Consider the following 18,778-nt stretch of genomic DNA (forward strand, 5'->3'; position numbering starts at 1 on the left):
TGTAGTTATTTGCTTGGTTTGCCCTGGTGTTCAGCGTTCAGTGAAGGTTGCTATAGAGCCGCGCAACACCGGTTTTGTGAGGTATGAAAGCACCGTTCGTTCCTCTGTTTCAATGCTGACATTGGCCACCATGCCGGGCATGAGTCGAACTTTCTCATCCACTTCAAGACGCGGTACCGTGACCTTTACGCTGAAATAAGGGCGTCCGAATTCGTCGACCAAGCTGTCGGCAGAAATGCTTTCAACTGTGCCTTCAAGCGCACCGTACATGGAATAGTCGTAGGCGGTCACGCGCACATTGGCCCGCTGTGCAGGGCGAATGAATGCGATGTCTTTGGGATTGATGCGGGTTTCAAATACCAGTTGTTCGTCAACCGGCACGATTTCGATTACTTCTTTGCCTGCAGGCACCACCGCACCCAAAGTGTTGTACAGCACCCGTTGTACCAGGCCGTCGACAGGCGTTCTCAACGTGGCTTGATTCACACGGTCGCTTAATTCGATCTGGTTTTGCTCCAGGCTGGCCAGCCTGGCTTTCACTTCTGACAATTCGGTGCGTGCTTCATTGATTTGTTTCAGCCGAATTTCTTCTATCTTCTGGCGTGCCTCGCGAATGGCTGAGTAAAGTCGATTTGTTTGCGCGCTCGCGCCCTGAAAGTCTCCTTTTGCTTTCGCCACATCGCGTTCAAGGCGCAATACCTCAACAGGCGAAACTGCACCACTTTTCAATAAGGGGCGCATGCTGCCCAGTTCCTGTTCAGAAATTTCCAGGTTGCGTTTGGCCGCTGTGGCGTTGCCCTGTGCTTCATCCAATTCACGTTGGCGTTGGTCGAGCTGTTGCTCATAGATTTGAGTTTGTGCAGCCCATTCCTGTAATTTGCTTTGTAGAAGTTTTGATTCTTGTAAATACAGGTCAGGATATTGTTTGACGAGCACCTCCGGAATATTCAAAGCAGTATTGTTCAACTGTGCCAATAGCCTTGCTTCCCGAAACTGGAATGACGCATCAATTGCTTCCTTTTCCCGAAGGCTGGAGGAAAATCGAGTGATGTCGATTTGGACCAGTTTGTCACCTGCTTTCACCAGTTGACCTTCACGCACGTAGACTTCGTTGATGACGCCGCCATCCACGGCTTGTATCACTTGCAGGCGCTGCGAGGGTACGACGCGCGCTTCGCCATGCGCTGCCTGCGGTACCGTGGCAATTGCTGACCACGCGAGCAAGGCGAGCAGTGTGAAGGCACATCCACGCACCAGGCGCTCGGTCAACTTTTGTTGCTCTGCCCACAAACGACTTTGATCCAGCGGCGCTTCGGCGGGCATTGGCTGCTGATCGCCTCGCTCAAAAAGCCATGTTTTGAAAGTATTCAAGGCACTTCGATAATTCATGTTTATTCTCCTGCCGTTTTTTCACGCAGCCTTGCGATCGCGTTTGCGGCATGCAACACCTCAGGTTTCGCGCCTTGTGCATGCACCTGTCCGTTGTGCATCAATACCAAGCGTTGGGCACAGGCCAACAGGCCAAGTTTGTGGGTCGTAAAAACCAGTACGGTGTTGTGGTTGAGTTGCTGAAGCGCATGAATCAGTCTGTTTTCCATAAACTGGTCAAGGCAAACGGTGGGTTCGTCCAGCAATATCAAGCGGGGTTCTCCTGCCAAGGCTCGGCACAATGAAACCGCCTGTTTTTGACCTGAAGAAAGATTGTTGCCCTGGCTTTCAATTGGCATGTGCAGTCCATCCGGATGCTGCTCCACCCAGGCTTCATGCCAAGTTGATTGAGCACCTTCCAGCAGGCAGCTGTGTCGATGTGCGGGCGCATGAAACGTATGTTGTCGAGCAAGCTGCCTTTGATCAATACGGGCGGTTGTGTGGCGTAGCCGACCTTGGAACTGAATTCTGAAGGGTGGTAGTGGTCAATCGAAAGGTGATTGACCGCAACATGACCATGGTCGCATTTCAGTTGTTGGGCGAGTAGTTTCAATATTGATGTTTTGCCCGATCCTGTCGGGCCGATAATTGCAAGTCGAGTGCCCACAGGCAAATCGATATTGATATTTCGCACAATGAAATTTGATTCCTGATCGGACTCCCAAACATGGTTTGGCTTCAGTACTCCCGCAGACTTCAATTCGATGTGCTCAATCTTGTCCAGGGCAGATCGGGCTTGAGGGTTTTTCTTATCTTGCCCCAGAAACTGATCCAGTTCCTCGAAGCTGGCTTGTGCGGAATGGGTTTGCACAAGGTGACTTTGAAGTTTCTGAATTGGGGCGAAGCAGCGCATGGTGAGCATCGACACGGCAATCAGTCCGCCCACCGTCATTTGTTTTTCAATAATCAGGTAGACACCCAATGTAATTGTGAATACCCAGCTACTCTGTTGCAGCAAGTGAATTTTCTGATTGATCTGAAACATTTGCTCTCGCACGGCGTTACCGCCCATGCGCGATTTCAATTGCAGCTGGTTCAGTAGTTTTCCATGTGCATGCTGCACGCCGTGCGCTTGTATGCTGTCCAGGCTCGCCAATGAATCAAGCCATTGGCTTTGAGTTTCACGAGCCTGTTTCATTTGAGTTTGTCCAAGACGCGACAAGCGGTAATGTGAGCTTGCTACGACCAATAGCGTCAGACCAATTACAGCGACGGCCACCAACAGAAAGTAGGGGTGAATCAGAGTGATCACCACCAGAAACAAGAGTAGAAATGGCAGATCGATCAAAGCCAGCAAGAACACGCCAGTTACCAGTTCACGTAGGTGTTCGAATGACCGAAGGTGTTGCAAAAGCACCGTGGGCTCGGTTTTGTGAATTGGTACGTTGAGCAATGCTTCGGACAGTTGGCTGGTGCAACGTGTGTCAATCGACGTGGCTGCAATTTCCATCAGGCTGTGTCGGGCATGTTTTAATACATGCTCAAAACCCAGGCACAGGGCCACACCAAATAGCAGAGCGACCATGGACGCATAGGCCTGATTCGGAATGATCCGGTCGTACACTTGCAAGGAAAAAAGAGGGCCCGCCAGAGCAAGTACATTGATCAGTAGCGATGCATAGATAACCGGCTTGAAGCTTCCTTCTTCAAAGCGAAGCGCATTGCGTAGCCAGACACTGTCGCGAAGTTTTTGCCAGAAAGCCAATAGACTGACGGGGTTGTCGCTGTTTTGATTTTTCCTTGAGCCGGGTTTTGATGCATCCAGTTGAACCGCCCATCTCAGGACGAGTGGTTCAGTTGAACAGCGTGCCAGTTCGCCAAGGGAGCCGGTACTTCCGTTGTCCGCCATCGCCAGCGTGCTGGATGGAAGGTGTTTCAGTTCTTGTGGTTTTATGTTGTGAAATACCTGGTAAGGAATGTTGCAGGCATCGAGGTAAGACTGCAAATGGCGCAGTTCCTGTTGAGGTCCAGGATCGGTTAGCGATTCCTGCAATCGCCACTGGCTGGGCAAAAACTCAATTGCGAGTTGTTCCAGCACTTCGCTCAAGGCGTGTTGAAGTGGCTTGATGGGGCGCGGATCTTGCAGCATGAGGAGGGCCAAAATTCAAGAGCGCCCATGGTAGCGTTTGAACCGGACCCTGAAAATCACTCACTTGGTTCACTCCTTCTAATGGGGGTGTAGCCCAAATGATGCGCCCTGCTATATCAGCCCTTCAAATGGCAAGGCAAGCACAGTGTCCCCAGCCTTCAAGTCACCTTGTTCATGTTCAAGCACCAGCAAGCCATCGGACTCCGACATGCTGCGCAAAATACCCGAACCTTGGGCGCCTGTGAGGTGAGCTGTCACCACGCCATCTTTCAGGACAAGCCGCGCGCGTTGGTACTCGGTGCGGCCTGGGCGTTTTCGAACATTCTGCGCAAGTCGGGCTGAGACCATGGGCACTGGCAGGGCGTTGGCGCTGGCCAACTTGAATAAGGCATCACGCACAAATGCGTAGAAAGTGACCATGACTGCTACCGGATTGCCGGGTAAACCGAACAGATAGGCTGAGTCGCCAGTGGCTTTGTTATGCACCTGGCCAAAAGCCATCGGGCGACCGGGTCGCATTGCAATCTTCCAGAAATTCACACTGCCCAGTTTTTCCATGACGTCTTTGGTGAAGTCCGCTTCACCCACTGAAACACCGCCAGAAGTAATGATTACATCTGCTTGTTCCATGCCTTGCAACATGGCTTGTTCGAGCGCTTCAGGAGAATCGTGAACCACACCCATGTCGAGTAATTCGACAAATCGCAAGCGAGTCAGCATGCCGTACAGGGTGTAGCGATTGCTGTCGTAAACGCAACCTTCATCCAGAGGCTGACCCAGAGATCGAAGTTCATCGCCAGTCGAAAAAAATGCAACCCGAAGCTTTCTTCGTACTGCAATCTCGGCAATGCCCAAGGACGCGAGCAAACCCAAATCTGCAGGCCGCAGTACCTTGCCAGCGGGCAGGGCGGGTTTGCCCACAGTCAGGTCTTCACCGGCAAGCCGTCGGTTGTCCCCCGCTTTTACTGCACCCGGCGGGAAGCTGATGGTGTCGTTATTTACTGTGGCATTTTCCTGCACCAGCACGGTGTCGCAAGTTGCTGGCATGACTGCGCCTGTCATGATGCGCACGCATTCACCATTATTGCATGTGCCGGTGTAGGCTTTGCCAGCGTAGGCCGTACCCACCAAGGTCAGCGATGTGATACCAGCTGACTGAATATCAGCGCTGTTGAAAGCATAACCGTCCATCGCAGAATTGTCGTGAGCCGGTACGTTGATTGGCGAAAGGATATCGACTGCAAGTATTTGGTCCAGCGCGTCACGAATGGCGACTGTGCGCGTGCCCAACACAGGTTTGAGCATCGCAAGAATGTGCTGCTTTGCATCGTCAACGGTTTTGAAATCAGATTGCATTCGTTAATTCACTGTGGAGGATTTCTGTTCAAGTTCTTTAAGTTCATCAAGGGTATTGACGTTGTGGAAAGCTGACTCATCGTCAAACTCGACCGCTTCATGCGGGATATTTTCATACCAGGCATCGATTTTTCGGCCACCTTTGCGCAGGAATTCTTCCATGCTGGGCAACAGTTCAGTGCGCATCATGCAGAACACGGGATGATGGCGACCCTTGGTCGAAGCGACAGTCAACATCAGACCCACGTTCTTCTCGAAAGGTGCGCTCAGTTTCGCCACAAGATTCAATGGAAACATCGGTACATCGCAGGGCACGGTCACCAAGAAAGGCACTGTGGCGTAACTAAGGGCTGTCTGCATTCCTGCCAGAGGGCCTGCAAAATCGGGTTGCTGGTCGCAAATTACAGGTATGCCGAATCCTTCGTAGACACCAATGTTTCTGTTGGCGTTCATGGTCATGCTGCCGACCTGCCCATTCAGTCGCATCATGGCATGAAGTGCCAGTGGTGCGTTTTTGTAATTGCGTAATCCTTTGTCAACGCCGCCCATGCGGCGACCCATGCCACCGGCGAGAATTACGCCAGTGATGTCATCCAGTGAAATGCTCATGCCAATTGTGTATCAGTTAAGGTGTTGAATCGATGTGTGCCCGTGTAAAGCAAATAGTGTTTGCCTTGGCAGCGGCCCAGCATGGTTATATTTAATTTTTGAGCTATTTCATAGCCCATTTGTGTGAGGCCCGAGCGAGAGACAAGTACGGGAATACCCATTTGTGCGCACTTGATTACCATCTCGGAGGTTAATCTGCCGGTGGTGTAAAAAATTTTGTCCTCGCCAGTCATTCCATGCAGCCACATTTGACCTGCAATCGCATCGACTGCGTTGTGTCGCCCCACGTCTTCGACAAAAAGCAGAATTTCGCCGCGGTTTTCACCACTGTTGGAACATAGCGCGCAACCGTGCACGGCGCCAGCCTGTTTGTAAATTGATTCGTGTTTGCGAACATGGTCCATCACGCCATACAAAACGTCTTGTGAGAGGCTGTAGGCGTTGCTGAGCTGCACCTTGTCAAGGTCTTCCATCAAGTCGCCAAACACGGTTCCTTGTCCGCAACCCGATGTGGTTGTCTTCTTCTCTAACTTCTGCGCTTTTTCGGTGGTTTCCCAAATGGTTTGACCTGTATTTTTTAATACTGTTGAGGTGACAGCAACGCTCTCTGTTTCCCAGTCCACGTGAATTGCTGCGATTTCCGCAGGGTCGGACACCAGCCGTTGGTTGCGCAACCAACCCAGCGCTAAGGCCTCAGGTTGAGCACCCAAGGTCATGATGGTGAGTAATTCTTTTTTGTCGAAGTAGAGTGTGAGAGGGTGTTCACCAGAAATTTGAACGGGTATTTGCTCGCCACGTTCATTGATAGCCGTAATTTCAACGGTACTCGGTATGCTTGCGTGAGTAGTATGTATGTGTGCTGTCATAACTTGTATCACTGATTCCTCAGCCGCCGATATACGACATTTCAATTCTGTCTTTGGGCTGTGTGGTGTTTTCAGTCCGAATTTCGCTGTATCGGTCGGCCCGAACTGACCACAAATTTCTGATTGCGTGACTCAGTTGCTGTTTAATCGATTCGGGCTGGGTGTTCGAACGAATCAAGGGCTTTAAGTCGTGCCCCTTGCTTGCAAACAGACAGGTATAAAGCTTGCCTTCAGTGGACAAACGGATGCGGGTGCAGTCTTTGCAGAATGCTTGTGTTACCGATGAAATTACACCGATTTCACCTGTGCCATCGCTGTATTTCCAGCGTTCGGCCACTTCACCGGTGTAGTTGGCATCCAGCATTTGCAATTGCGACACCTGTTGGGAAATCATGTTGATGATGCGCGCCGATGGCACTACTTCGTCCATTTTCCAGCCATTGCTGCTGCCAACGTCCATATACTCAATAAACCGAAGGATATGGGGTGTGCCTTTAAAATGTCTGGCCATGGGTAGCACCTGGTCGTCATTCATGCCACCTTTGACAACCATGTTCACTTTGATTGGCCCAAGGCCTGCCTCGTGTGCCGCTTCGATGCCGTCAAGTACTTCGTTGACCGAAAAATCTACATCGTTCATGGCTTTGAAAACGGCGTCGTCGATTGCATCCAAACTTACTGTGACGCGATTTAAACCTGCCTCTTTCAGAATTTTCGATTTTTTGCGAAGCAGTGTGCCATTTGTAGTGAGTGTAATTTCGACTGGTTTTCCGCCCGGTGTGCGCAGGCGTGCCAATTGTTCAATGAGAATCTCGATGTTTTTCCTGAGCAGGGGCTCTCCGCCCGTAAGGCGAATTTTTTCAACCCCAAGTGCTACGAATTCACGGGCAACCTGTTCGATTTCTTCAAAGCTGAGCAAGTCTTTGTGCGGCAAGAACTGGTAGTTTTTGTCGAAAATCGACTTGGGCATGCAGTACACGCAACGAAAGTTGCAGCGATCCGTGACAGAAATACGCAAGTCGTGAAGCCTGCGATTGAAATGATCTTTTGCGGGTACTTCACTGTTTTGCGGCGCGCTGAAATTCAGGGGAATTACGCGCGAATTGTCCTGGACCAGTTGAATAACTCGGTCTGTCATCGTTCAATCCCTCGCCCCATGGGGCAAACTCCTATTGTGATACTTGTGGTGTATCTTCTAATCTGATAACCATGAATTGTGCCCGTACTGACGGGCACCGGCAACTCGCAGAGGTGTTTTTTGAGCTCAAAATTTTTGGTGCTGGGTGAACTGGCTTTCAATGTGAAAATTGGCAGGGTGTCGCAAGCCTCACCTTGGCAGCCATTTCGCTGGCAAGTCATCGAGATGGGGCCAGCGGATGTCCCCATGATGCAAGGAACGGATGAACGGGTTCAAACAATCAATGTCGAGGTGTATCAAGACCAGTTGCAAGGTTATTTCCTGAACCTGGACACAGACACTCCGTTTGTTTTTTTCGGGGTGCGGTACCCGGAAGACAATAGAACGCTGATGCCTTCGATTTATGATGCCACTTTCAGTTACGACGAAGCTGCGCGCTGGATGGACTCCAACGAAGAGGTTCAAACCTTGCCATTGCCCGCGCCAGTGGCCAGTTGGCTGGCGGAACTGGTTCAGGCGAAATACCAGCCTGAGCCCAAACAGCGCAGGCGTCCGCAGTCATTCATAAAACCTGAAGAGCGCAGTTAATTCGATGAGCGAAAATTTTTTAAGTCGTTGGTCCAAGCGGAAGCTTGAGGTTCGAGCCCAGGAGCAACTGGCCGAAGAAGTGACGGTATTGAAGACCGAAGCACCACTATCTGGTGTTGATTCCGGACAAAGTGCCGCGGCGGGTGAATTGAGCTCAACAAAGCCACTGGAGCAGACGGCGGCGACCCAGCCCGAGTTGCCTTTGCCGACGGAAGAAGATCTTCATGCCGTAGAGCAGGGCGGTGATATCAAGGCTTTCATGGTCGACAAAGTGTCGACAGAGTTGAAAAACAAGGCTTTCAAAGCGCTTTTCTCGCGCCCGGAATTCAATGTAATGGATGGTTTGGACATTTACATTGATGATTACAGCAAGTTCACTCCTTTGAGTCAGGAGGACATAGGAAAGATGACCTTGTCCAAGCAGTTGCTGAGCAGGCCGGACTTGGAGATACCGAAAAAAGGTGACATCAATGCTGGACTGGAAAAACTTGAGTCCGCCTTGGCTAGCGAAGAAGATTCTGCATCAGATGCACTAGACAAAACTGAGATGCCTGCACAAGTATCTGCTGTCGAAGCAGATAACCCCAACGAAACTAGGGTTATCCCTGATAGTCTTCAAGGTGTTGATTTTAATGATGAATTAAAAAACGTTCGTTTGAATCACCTGAGGAAAAATAACCAATACATGGTACATTTTGTCTGTGGTGTGTCCAACCCGATACAGACAAAATGCACCACCCCCATTTCTTGTATACAAGACCTTGTTTCTAGATGGCTGATTCTAAATAAGAAAATTTCTTACGCTGCTCTGGCACAAGTTTTGCAATTAATTGCCAAATAACCAAAATAGAAGTATCAATACAATGACCAACTCGGATGTGTTTGTGTGTGGTTGTCAGGGCAGTGGCGAGACGATCGACAAAGCGTTGCAAAACGTCAAGGTCGACGGTATTCGTTTTGTGTCTGCTCAGCGGGCTTGCCGCGATGGAGTCACCGCTGTGCTGGACGCAAAAAACAAAACCAGCGGTGCGCGCTGTTTCGTTGGTTGCACACAGGAACAGGCCGTATTCGAATCGCTGGCTGACAGCACAACCTCCCAATCAATCGAGTTCTTCAACTTGCGCGGCTTGTTGCGGGGTCAGCCTTCTGCCCAGAATTCTCCTGAGGCAGCTGCGACTGTCGCTGCATTGGCTGCTTACGAAACCGATTTTCAGGTTGAGCCAGTGCCAGCCGTGGTGTTCAAGTCGCAGGGCCGAGTGGCCATCGTGGCGAACAACGACAAGCAATTGCACCACGCGCAGACACTTGCCAACAATCTGACCGTGGATTTGTTGGTATCCGATCCCTCGGGTGTGGTGCTGCCCGCTAAACGAGATCTGAATGTTCTGGCTTTGAGTGTCGACGCTGCGGAAGGCTATCTTGGCGCATTCACCTTAAACACCCGCAAGACCAATCCTGTAGACATGGAAATGTGTACGCGTTGTGGTGCTTGCGTAGATGCTTGTCCGACTCAGTCCATTTCCAAAGAATCGTTGACCATTGACTTGAACAGCTGTGACCGGTCAGGCGCGTGTATCAAGGCATGTGGTGATTTCAAGGCAATTTCATTTGCCGACATGAATGTCATAACTGCACGGCAGTACGACATGGTGATTGACTGCACCATGCCAGGCTTGTTTGCAGATCGCCAAGCGCCTTTGGGTTACTGGCATGTTGGCGACAGCGACCAGTTGTTGCTCGAGGCGATGCTCGACGCGGTGCAAACAGTTGGCGAATTTGAGAAACCCAAATTCTTCGATTACAAGTCTAGTATTTGTGCGCACAGTCGTTCAAATAAAGAGGGTTGCAGCAACTGTATCGATGCCTGTAGCACCAAAGCAATCAAATCTGCAGGCGAGAAAATTGAAGTTAATCCGCACTTGTGTTTGGGTTGTGGTGCTTGCACCACCGTGTGCCCGACCGGTGCTATTCAGTTTGCGCTGAGCCCGGCTACTGTTCAGGGCCGCGCCATCAAAACAGGATTGAAGGCATTCCGGGCCAATGGCGGCAAGAAAGCCGAGGTGCTGCTGCACGGCCCAGATCTTGAGCACAATTGGTTGGAGTCGGCCAAGAAAGCTGCGAAGCCTGCCTCTGGCAAATCGGCAGTTTCAGATTTCAGCTTGTTGCCGATTGAATTGAACCACAGCGCCAGTGTGGGCCCAGATCTTTGGCTGTCTGCCTTGGCTTTCGGTGCCGATCGGGTTACCGTCATGCAGTCTGCTGTCGAGGCCAGCCATTACGGTGAACCCTTGGCCGCGCAGGTGGGTTGGGTGAATGCCTTGCTTGAGGCCATTGGCCTGCAACACCGGGTTCGCGTGTTGCACATCGGTCAAACTGACCTGTTGTTTGCTCCCAGCGATTTGCAAGCCAGTGGTGTTTCTCCGGCCAGCTTTGAATTGTCTTCGAACAAGCGTACCCGCATGGAATTTGCAATCGACCACTTGGTCGAACATGCCCAACTGAAAGCAAAAGTGAGCTTTGCGGAACCGATAGCCCTGCCAGCAGCTGCGCCGTTCGGCGCGGTGTTGGTGAACAAAGACAAGTGCACCCTGTGCATGAGTTGCACAAGCGCTTGCCCCGCCTCGGCGCTAATCGACAATCCTGAAATGCCACAACTGCGCTTCATTGAACGCAACTGCGTGCAGTGTGGTTTGTGTGTCGAGACGTGTCCCGAAAATGCCATGCAGCTTGTTCCACAATTGCTGCTCGGACCCGCTGCACGTGAAAAGCGCGTGTTGAATGAATCGCAGCCTTTCCACTGCATCAGCTGTGGCAAAGCTTTTGGCACCAAGCATATGATCGACAACATGTTTGCCAAATTGAGCCAGCACAGCATGTTCGAGCGCAATGCGAATCGCTTGAAGATGTGTGCCGATTGCCGCGTGACCGACATGTATAGCGCCAAGGATGAAATGACCATTTTTGAGGTGAAGAAATGAGCACCCAGGTTCAACAGGATGACAACCTGATCGCTGGCGAAGACTGGGCCCGTGCCGATTTTTACGGTCTGTTGTCCCAGTTGTTTTCAGGCAATGTGACAGACGAGTTCTTGGCGCGTTTTCGCGAAATTGATCGCGAGTTGCTCGACATCACAACCCCTTTGGGTTTCGAGTTTTCAGAGCTGATCCGAGTGGTCGGACAGTTTGACAGTAAAAAGATCAATCAAGAGTTTGTGGATAATTTCATCGGCGTTGGTCGCCCGGAAGTCATGCTCTATGGCTCGTATTACATGGCAGGCTTTTTGAATGAAAAGCCCTTGATTGCCTTGCGAGATGACCTGGCCAAATTTGGATTGACCCGTGATGAAAGTCTGGTGGAGACAGAAGATCACATCGCATTTTTGTGTGAGGTGATGCGCTATCTGATTTTGGCGGATGACCCACCCGTATCGTTCGCCGAACAACGTGCCTTTTTCCAGGCTCACATGGCGAGTTGGTACGGTCGCATGGCTGACGACATAGAGGCTGCCAGCAATACCGATTTTTACAAAACAGTGGGTCGATTGGCCCGCGTATTTTTTGATGTTGAAACACAGTCTTTCGATTTTGAAAGTGCCGTTTGATTGGAGGTGATGAGATGACCAAGAAAATGATAAATCAAGACAAACCCAAGCTAGCAAGACGCCAATTCCTGGTGGGCGCTGGTGCGGGTGTCGCTGCTGCCGGTGCTGCACTGGTGGTTAGCAAACAACCTGAAGTGGCCGAACAAGCCGCTGCCGCAGGCACCGAGAAAAAATCGAAGGGTTATCAGCTCTCTGAGCATGTGAAAACCTATTACAGAACCTTGCTGGTGTAAATCAAGGAGACCAGGATGTTAAAGAGAAGAGACGAAAAGACAGTGGCCAAAGTGATTCCCAATCACAACCACAGCTTGCTCAATAAAATTGGGTCACGCTTGGGCGCCACCATGGACCGCCGTGCGTTCCTGAAGCGCTCCGGTATCGGTGTGGGCGCTGGCGCGGTTGCGGGTAGCCTGCCGTTTGGCATGGTGCGCAAGGCTGAAGCTGCCGCTGAGGGTGGCGCAGCAAGTGGTGCAATCGAGATTAAGCGGACGATTTGTACACACTGTTCAGTAGGTTGCGCGACTGATGCGGTAGTTCAGAACGGCGTGTGGGTTCGCCAGAATCCTGTGTTTGATAGCCCGATTAACCTGGGTGCACACTGCGCCAAGGGTGCGGCACTGCGTGAACACGGCCACGGCGAGTATCGCCTGAAGTACCCCATGAAATTGGTGGATGGCAAGTACCAGAAAATTAGCTGGGACGAAGCGCTAGACGGCATCACCAAAAAAATGTTGGCTCTGCGTGAAGAAAACGGACCAGACTCCGTGTTCTTTATCGGATCGTCCAAGCACAACAACGAGCAGTCATACTTGCTGCGCAAGTGGGTGTCCATGTGGGGCACCAATAACACTGACCACCAGGCACGTATTTGCCACTCCACCACGGTGGCTGGCGTTGCGAATACCTGGGGTTACGGTGCGATGACCAACTCCTACAACGACATGCAAAACACCAAGTGCGCGTTGTACATTGGTTCAAACGCGGCTGAAGCTCACCCAGTGTCTGTATTGCACATGCTGCACGCCAAAGAAACAGGCGCGAAGATGATCGTGGTCGATCCACGTTTCACCCGCACTGCGGCTCGTGCTGACGAATACGTTCGCATTCGCTCCGGCTCTGACATTCCTTTCCTGTTCGGTTTGCTGCATCACATTTTCAAGAACGGTTGGGAAGACAAAAAGTACATCAATGACCGTGTGTACGGCATGGACCAGATCAAGGCCGATGTAATGGCCAACTGGACACCCGACAAGGTTGAAGAAGCTTGCGGCGTTGGTGAAGCCCAGATGTACAAAGTCGCTGAAATGATGGCCAAGAACCGTCCTAGCACATTGGTTTGGTGTATGGGTCAAACCCAGCACTCCATCGGTAACGCGATGGTTCGTGCTTCCTGTATCGTACAGCTCGCACTGGGTAACATCGGTGTGTCTGGTGGCGGTGCAAACATTTTCCGCGGACACGACAACGTTCAGGGTGCCACCGACGTGGGACCGAACCCAGATTCATTGCCCGGTTACTACGGCGTTGCAGAAGGCTCTTGGAAGCACTGGTGCCGAGTTTGGGGTGTGGATTACGAATGGATCAAGAGTCGCTACGCCGAAGGCATGTCAACCAAAGCAGGTATGACTGTGTCACGTTGGGTTGATGGTGTACTTGAAAATCCTGAACTGATTGATCAAAAGGCAGGTAATCTGCGTGGTCTGTTCTTCTGGGGCCATGCACCCAACTCGCAAACCCGTGGTTTGGACATGAAGAAAGCCATGGACAAACTTGACCTGCTCGTGGTGATCGATCCCTATCCTTCAGCCACTGCCTCCATGGCGGCCATGCCAGGTGACCCCGCAGGTTTGAATCCAAACCGCGAGGTGTACCTCTTGCCTGCTGCAACTCAGTTCGAGTGTTCAGGCTCTTGCACTGCTTCCAACCGTTCGCTGCAGTGGCGTGAAAAAGTGATCGAACCTATGTTCGATAGCCGCACCGACCACATGATCATGTATCAGCTGGCTGAGAAGCTGGGCTTTGCAGACGAGTTCAGCCGCTCACACACCTTGGTTAAAGGCAAGGGCGGCATGATGGAACCTGAAATGGAATCCGTCTTGAAGGAAATCAACAAAGGCACCTGGACCATCGGTTACACCGGTCAAAGCCCAGAGCGCTTGAAGTTGCACATGAAGAACATGCACACCTTCAACGTTCGTACATTGAAAGCGGAAGGCGGTCCTTGTGATGGTGACTACTTCGGTTTGCCATGGCCTTGCTACGGCACAGCCGATATCAAGCACCCTGGCTCGCCCAATCTGTACTCAACCGAGAAATCAGTGATGGACGGTGGTGGTAACTTCCGCGCCAACTTCGGTGTTGAGAAAGACGGTGTTAATTTGTTGGCCGAAGCTGGCTCACACCCAGTGGGTGCCGAGATTACTACTGGTCACCCTGAATTTACGGCTGACATGCTCAAGCAGTTGGGCTGGTGGGATGATTTGACCGAAGCCGAGAAAGCCGAAGCCGAAGGCAAAAACTGGAAAACCGATCTTTCTGGCGGTATCCAGCGCGTAGCAATGAAGCACGGTTGCCACCCATTCGGTAACGCCAAGGCGCGCGCCGTGGTGTGGAACTTCCCGGATCCAGTGCCCAAGCACCGTGAGCCAATTTACTCAACCAAGCCAGATTTGGTGGCCAAGTACCCAACTCACGATGACAAGGCCGGTTTCTGGCGCTTGCCAACGTTGTATAAGTCAATTCAAGAGAAGAACGCCGACATCGGCAAGTCCTTCCCATTGATCATGACTTCAGGTCGACTGGTGGAATACGAAGGTGGTGGTGAAGAGACTCGTTCCAACCCATGGTTGGCTGAACTTCAGCAAAACATGTTTGTTGAAATCAACCCCAAGGCAGCGAACGATCGCGGCATCAAACACGGTGATCAGGTTCGTGTAATGACGCCAACCGGCGCGAAGATTCAGGTACAAGCCCTGGTCACTCGTCGTGTTGGTGAAGACACAGTCTTCTTGCCATTCCACTTCTCTGGACATTGGGAAGGCAAAGACCTTCTTCAGTATTACCCAGAAGGTGCGGCACCTGTTGTACGTGGTGAAGCAGTGAACACTGCAACTACCTACGGCTATGACAGCGTGACGATGATGCAGGAAACGAAGACCACCGTTTGCCAGATTGAAAAGCTGGTTTAAGCACTAATGCAAAGGAGATAAGAAAATGGCACGTATGAAGTTTCTGTGTGATGCCGAGCGTTGCATTGAGTGCAATGGCTGCGTCACCGCATGTAAAAACGAGCACGAGGTAGAGTGGGGCATTAACCGCCGCCGCGTGGTAACCATCAACGACGGCGAACCCGGAGAACGTTCAATTTCCGTGGCTTGTATGCACTGTTCAGACGCGCCTTGCCAGGCTGTCTGTCCCGTAAATTGCTTCTACAAGACCGACGAAGGTGTTGTGTTGCACGACAAGGACCTGTGTATCGGTTGCGGATACTGCTTCTACGCATGTCCGTTCGGCGCACCACAATTCCCTCAGGAAGGTGCGTTTGGTCAGCGCGGCAAGATGGACAAGTGCACATTCTGTGCCGGTGGTCCAGAAGAGGATGCGTCCGAAGCCGAGTTCGAGAAGTATGGTCGCAACCGTTTGGCCGAAGGCAAGCTGCCACTGTGCGCCGAAATGTGTTCAACCAAGGCATTGTTGGCGGGTGACGGCGACGTAGTCTCCGACATCTTCCGCAATCGTGTGGTTGTTCGCGGCAAGGGTGCTGAAGTGTGGGGCTGGAGCTCTGCTTATGGTCAACCTGCCAAGGAGGGCGCGTAATATGGCGCTTCGCGGCAAGTTGATTCTTTCCGGGGCCTTCGCGGGCCTTATTCTGGCCACTGGCTGCTCACCTCTGGAAGACGCCAACAATGGCAAGGGTTATGCAGGCAAAGCCGATACACCAGCATTTGAAACGGGCGGCGGTCAGTACACTGCCGGCGGTTTCAAGGCAGGTGACAAGGAAAGCTGGCAAGAAACCCTGAACGTCCGAGCCAAAGCCCAGAACGAGTATGTTCGTACTGGCGATTCGGCAAAGGCCCAATAAGGAGAGTCAATCATGACACATTCAACCATTCGGGCTGCGGCGCAGCCAGGCATGGGCAAGGCGATGTTCGTCTTGTTCGCTGCCCTGGTTTTCGCTGTCTGCTCACTTTGGTCAATGGGGGCCATGGCGCAAGACGCATCTGAACGCGCGCAAGCGCAAGTTCAGAAGCAGCAAACGCAGCCCTTAAATAACTCGCCGGTTTGGGAAGGCGTTGCGTCTGGTGAATCATTCACCACCGTAACCAAAGGCCGTGAAACAGGTGTGTTGATTAACAAAAGCGGTGAAACATGGCGCCAAATGCGCAACGACTGGATCTCCTACTATGGTGGCTGGGCTGTTGCATTGGTTTTTCTGGTAATCATGGGGGCTCACTTGGTGAAAGGCCCTGTAAAGTTACCCGAACCACGCACTGGCAAGCTGATCGAGCGCTTTACCTCTGCAGAACGTGTGGCCCACTGGACCATGGCATTTAGTTTTGTGGCATTGGCGCTCACCGGTTTGTTGTTGATGTTTGGCAAACATGTGCTGGCACCGTGGATGGGCTTAACGCTCAACTCGTGGCTTGCATCGATCAGTATTGTGATTCACAACTTCGTGGGTCCGTTGTTTGCTGTCAGCATCATTGTGTTTTTCATCATGTATGTGAAAGACAATCTGCCAGAGAAAAACGACATCGAGTGGCTCAAAAAAGGTGGTGGTTTGTTCGGGCACGCCCCGGCGGGTCGCTTCAATATGGGCGAGAAAATATGGTTCTGGGGCGGTGTCACAGTGCTTGGCATTGTAGTGTCTGCAACTGGACTTATTCTCGACTTCCCGAACTTCGACCAAGACCGTTTACTCATGCAGCAGTCACATGTGATCCATGCCAGCGCGGCGCTGTTGTTCATCATCATGTCCATGGGGCACATCTACATCGGCTCAATCGGTATGGAAGGTGCGCTTGAGGCCATGCGTGACGGTTATGTGGATGAAACATGGGCGAAAGCTCACCACGATGCCTGGTACGATGACATCAAGGCTGGCAAGGTTTCGCCAGTGCGCTCCAAAGAAGGCGCAACAGCCATGGGTTCTCAGGTGATGGCGCAGTAATTTTAAACGCCGTTTATTCACCTAGGCGCCAATGGCAAATAGGGAAAAGCCCGCTCAGCAATGAGTGGGCTTTTTTATGTGTTTGGTGCATTGACCAGCAATGAATGGTGCGAAGCACAAACAGCGTGCGCACTAAATAGAATCACGCTATTAAATAGTGCGTTAATTGATTTGGAATTAACCAGTAAAACCGCATTAGCAAATGGTGTAATTTTACTGCCATCAATATTCAACAACTGCCTTGAAAATATTGTCAAATCGTGATTGCAAAATAATGTGAATTAAATTGCATTCGCCTGGTATGCAACTTGCGCTTCCAGACTTGAGGAGCCGGGCTTGACCCACCTTAAAGAAATTTGGCTTTCTGCCCTTTTTTGTCCTATCCCGGATTTTTTAGCGCGGCCGAAAGAATCTGAATAGGATTTGCGATGAAACCATTCAAGCTGTTTGTAGTTTCCTCTTGTTTAGTATTGTCTGCGTGTGGGTCAGACAGTTCCACCAATTCGGAGTCCTCCCGAATCGCTTCCAGTGGCTTTGTGCCAGCTGATAGCCCTTCGCCACCTCTATTAATTTCCGAGCAAGAACTTGATGCAGCCATGCAGTGCAGTGAGGGCTTTGGCAGCGATTCCGGACGTGCTGTTTTGCTGGTTCCGGGCGCGACCCAAACAGTTGAAAGCAACTTCAGCTGGAATTACATTCCTGCTTTTGATGAAGCAGGCATTCCTTGGTGTGCCGTTGATTTGCCCAACAGCAATACAGGTGAGCTTCAAGCATCATCGGAATACATTACGCACGCAATTCGCAAGATGTTTCGTACCACCAACACCAAAATCGCAATTGTTGGTTTCAGTCAGGGCGGCGTGATGCCCCGTTGGTCTTTGAAATTTTTCCCGGACACCCGTGACATGGTTGAAGACATGATTGGCATTGCTGCTGCAAACCACGGTTTGATTGAGACCAGCTTATTGTGTGCGACGCCAGTGATCGGTTGTATTACTTCATTCACCCAAATTGCTGTTGCAGCCAAGTGGCTTGATGCTTTAAATGCTGGAGGCGAAACTTTGCCAGGTATCGATTACACGCAGGTCTACACCCGAACCGACGACGTCGCCATTCCGAATTTCGATGAGGAAAATGGCGTGTCAAGCCTGCGTACAGGTGAGGGAAACAAAGTCAATATTGCAACCCAAGACGTGTGTCTAACCAACACGGCAGATCATTTTCTGGTGGGTTCTTCCGATGCGGTCGGGTACGCAATTGTGAGTGACGCACTTTCGCATCCTGGTGTAGCCAGTCTTGAGCGTCTGAAAGCGCAGGTTCCAGCATTGTGTTTGACACCCTTCATGCCTGGCGTTGACCCCTTGTCATTCCCTATTAACTTTGCGACCAAGATGATGAGCACATTTGCGCAGTCGGTGGCTTTGCAGCCCAAAAGCACAGAAGAGCCCCCATTGCGTTGTTATGCGGGTGGAATGTGCTGAACTCAATTTGAATAAGAAAAGCCCGCTGACTGGCTTGTCACCGGGCTTTTTTGTTTGACGATGACTCCAGCCCGGTACTTCGCTGGACTGCGCCCAAGCCCGCTACAGCAGGTTTATCAAGGACTTAGGCGCATCCATCATATGCCGGTGCTTTCCGAAACTTGACCCGGCTTCCGGTCGCGTGGCTCCCATGTGGCTCTTGGAAACCGAGGTTTCCGAGGAGTCATCATGGCAAGAATCAAGCTCACCAAGTCCACCGTCGATGCCGCCAAGCCCCAGGCGAAGGCCGTCGAACTCCGGGACACTGTGGTGCCCGGCTTCCTGTGCAAGATCACCCCGCCGGCCGCAAGGTGTTCATGCTCCAGTACCGCACGAACGCCGGCGAGCGCCGCAAGCCCGCCCTGGGCCAGTACGGGGAACTGACCGTCGAGCAGGCCCGCGTCATGGCGCAG

Annotated in this window: 16 protein-coding genes and 2 pseudogenes; 11 read left to right on the forward strand and 7 right to left on the reverse strand. The window is 51.6% G+C overall.

What is annotated here, in order from left to right; genetic code table 11:
• Positions 1-30: 30 nt before the first annotated feature.
• The 7 genes and pseudogenes from BSZ31_RS12270 to moaA form a co-directional block, all read right to left on the reverse strand.
• Positions 31-1,389, reverse strand: a complete 1,359-nt coding sequence (locus BSZ31_RS12270; RefSeq protein WP_105028998.1) for an HlyD family type I secretion periplasmic adaptor subunit — start codon at positions 1,387-1,389, stop codon at positions 31-33.
• 2 nt (positions 1,390-1,391) lie between these two features.
• Positions 1,392-1,640 carry a hypothetical protein gene (locus BSZ31_RS17695; protein ID WP_168426967.1) on the reverse strand — a complete coding sequence of 83 codons (249 nt, stop codon included), beginning with the start codon at positions 1,638-1,640 and terminating at the stop codon, positions 1,392-1,394.
• Positions 1,641-1,676: 36 nt separating this feature from the next.
• Positions 1,677-3,517 (reverse strand): annotated as a pseudogene (locus BSZ31_RS12280) (ATP-binding cassette domain-containing protein); the annotation flags it as partial.
• 111 nt (positions 3,518-3,628) lie between these two features.
• On the reverse strand, positions 3,629-4,873 hold the full coding sequence (gene glp / locus BSZ31_RS12285; RefSeq protein WP_105029001.1) for a gephyrin-like molybdotransferase Glp: 1,245 nt from the start codon (positions 4,871-4,873) through the stop codon (positions 3,629-3,631).
• 3 nt (positions 4,874-4,876) lie between these two features.
• Positions 4,877-5,482, reverse strand: coding sequence for a molybdenum cofactor guanylyltransferase MobA (mobA, locus tag BSZ31_RS12290; protein ID WP_105029002.1), 606 nt, complete (start codon positions 5,480-5,482; stop codon positions 4,877-4,879).
• The gene (locus tag BSZ31_RS12295) at positions 5,479-6,348 is read right to left on the reverse strand and encodes a formate dehydrogenase accessory sulfurtransferase FdhD (RefSeq protein WP_105029003.1); all 870 of its coding nucleotides are present in this window, start codon (positions 6,346-6,348) and stop codon (positions 5,479-5,481) included. The genes mobA and BSZ31_RS12295 overlap by 4 nt, the downstream gene beginning before the upstream one ends.
• 19 nt (positions 6,349-6,367) lie before the next feature.
• The gene (moaA, locus tag BSZ31_RS12300) at positions 6,368-7,486 is read right to left on the reverse strand and encodes a GTP 3',8-cyclase MoaA (protein ID WP_105029004.1); all 1,119 of its coding nucleotides are present in this window, start codon (positions 7,484-7,486) and stop codon (positions 6,368-6,370) included.
• A 120-nt stretch (positions 7,487-7,606) separates the two neighbouring features.
• On the opposite strand from moaA, the gene BSZ31_RS12305 reads away from it, so the two are divergent.
• The 11 genes and pseudogenes from BSZ31_RS12305 to BSZ31_RS12355 all read left to right on the forward strand — a co-directional run.
• Positions 7,607-8,074 (forward strand): DUF3305 domain-containing protein, encoded by a 468-nt coding sequence (locus tag BSZ31_RS12305; protein WP_168426968.1) that lies wholly within the window; start codon positions 7,607-7,609, stop codon positions 8,072-8,074.
• A gap of 4 nt (positions 8,075-8,078) precedes the next feature.
• Positions 8,079-8,915, forward strand: coding sequence for a DUF3306 domain-containing protein (locus tag BSZ31_RS12310; protein WP_105029006.1), 837 nt, complete (start codon positions 8,079-8,081; stop codon positions 8,913-8,915).
• 22 nt (positions 8,916-8,937) lie between these two features.
• Positions 8,938-11,052, forward strand: coding sequence for a 4Fe-4S binding protein (locus tag BSZ31_RS12315; protein WP_105029007.1), 2,115 nt, complete (start codon positions 8,938-8,940; stop codon positions 11,050-11,052).
• On the forward strand, positions 11,049-11,675 hold the full coding sequence (locus BSZ31_RS12320) for a molecular chaperone (RefSeq protein ID WP_105029008.1): 627 nt from the start codon (positions 11,049-11,051) through the stop codon (positions 11,673-11,675). The genes BSZ31_RS12315 and BSZ31_RS12320 overlap by 4 nt, the downstream gene beginning before the upstream one ends.
• Before the next feature lie 14 nt (positions 11,676-11,689).
• Positions 11,690-11,908: a twin-arginine translocation signal domain-containing protein gene (locus BSZ31_RS12325; RefSeq protein WP_008249079.1), complete on the forward strand. Its 219-nt coding sequence runs from the start codon at positions 11,690-11,692 to the stop codon at positions 11,906-11,908.
• 15 nt (positions 11,909-11,923) lie between these two features.
• Positions 11,924-14,863, forward strand: a complete 2,940-nt coding sequence (locus BSZ31_RS12330) for a molybdopterin-dependent oxidoreductase (protein ID WP_105029009.1) — start codon at positions 11,924-11,926, stop codon at positions 14,861-14,863.
• Between the two features lie 25 nt (positions 14,864-14,888).
• On the forward strand, positions 14,889-15,491 hold the full coding sequence (gene fdh3B, locus BSZ31_RS12335) for a formate dehydrogenase FDH3 subunit beta (protein WP_008249081.1): 603 nt from the start codon (positions 14,889-14,891) through the stop codon (positions 15,489-15,491).
• Position 15,492: 1 nt separating this feature from the next.
• A complete protein-coding gene (locus tag BSZ31_RS12340; protein WP_105029010.1) occupies positions 15,493-15,756 on the forward strand; it encodes a hypothetical protein in 264 nt (87 codons plus the stop codon).
• A 12-nt stretch (positions 15,757-15,768) separates the two neighbouring features.
• Entirely contained in the window at positions 15,769-16,845 is a 1,077-nt protein-coding gene (locus tag BSZ31_RS12345) for a formate dehydrogenase subunit gamma (RefSeq protein WP_105029011.1), read from the forward strand.
• Positions 16,846-17,273: 428 nt separating this feature from the next.
• Positions 17,274-18,326, forward strand: a complete 1,053-nt coding sequence (locus BSZ31_RS12350) for a triacylglycerol lipase (RefSeq protein ID WP_146106685.1) — start codon at positions 17,274-17,276, stop codon at positions 18,324-18,326.
• A 228-nt stretch (positions 18,327-18,554) separates the two neighbouring features.
• A pseudogene (locus BSZ31_RS12355) lies at positions 18,555-18,778 on the forward strand (Arm DNA-binding domain-containing protein); the annotation flags it as partial.

Source organism: Limnobacter sp. SAORIC-690 (assembly GCF_002954425.1).
Taxonomy (GTDB): Bacteria; Pseudomonadota; Gammaproteobacteria; order Burkholderiales; family Burkholderiaceae_B; genus Limnobacter; species Limnobacter profundi.

Bases quoted from the DNA above. Each gene is read 5' to 3' on its own strand.
- BSZ31_RS12345 (WP_105029011.1), top strand. From the start codon at position 15,769: ATGACACATTCAACCATTCGGGCTGCGGCGCAGCCAGGCATGGGCAAG.
- BSZ31_RS12320 (WP_105029008.1), top strand. From the start codon at position 11,049: ATGAGCACCCAGGTTCAACAGGATGACAACCTGATCGCTGGCGAAGAC.
- BSZ31_RS12330 (WP_105029009.1), top strand. From the start codon at position 11,924: ATGTTAAAGAGAAGAGACGAAAAGACAGTGGCCAAAGTGATTCCCAAT.
- BSZ31_RS12295 (WP_105029003.1), bottom strand. From the start codon at position 6,348: ATGACAGCACACATACATACTACTCACGCAAGCATACCGAGTACCGTT.
- BSZ31_RS12310 (WP_105029006.1), top strand. From the start codon at position 8,079: ATGAGCGAAAATTTTTTAAGTCGTTGGTCCAAGCGGAAGCTTGAGGTT.
- BSZ31_RS12350 (WP_146106685.1), top strand. From the start codon at position 17,274: ATGAAACCATTCAAGCTGTTTGTAGTTTCCTCTTGTTTAGTATTGTCT.
- BSZ31_RS12325 (WP_008249079.1), top strand. From the start codon at position 11,690: ATGACCAAGAAAATGATAAATCAAGACAAACCCAAGCTAGCAAGACGC.
- BSZ31_RS12315 (WP_105029007.1), top strand. From the start codon at position 8,938: ATGACCAACTCGGATGTGTTTGTGTGTGGTTGTCAGGGCAGTGGCGAG.
- BSZ31_RS12270 (WP_105028998.1), bottom strand. From the start codon at position 1,389: ATGAATTATCGAAGTGCCTTGAATACTTTCAAAACATGGCTTTTTGAG.
- fdh3B (WP_008249081.1), top strand. From the start codon at position 14,889: ATGGCACGTATGAAGTTTCTGTGTGATGCCGAGCGTTGCATTGAGTGC.
- BSZ31_RS12340 (WP_105029010.1), top strand. From the start codon at position 15,493: ATGGCGCTTCGCGGCAAGTTGATTCTTTCCGGGGCCTTCGCGGGCCTT.
- glp (WP_105029001.1), bottom strand. From the start codon at position 4,873: ATGCAATCTGATTTCAAAACCGTTGACGATGCAAAGCAGCACATTCTT.
- moaA (WP_105029004.1), bottom strand. From the start codon at position 7,486: ATGACAGACCGAGTTATTCAACTGGTCCAGGACAATTCGCGCGTAATT.
- mobA (WP_105029002.1), bottom strand. From the start codon at position 5,482: ATGAGCATTTCACTGGATGACATCACTGGCGTAATTCTCGCCGGTGGC.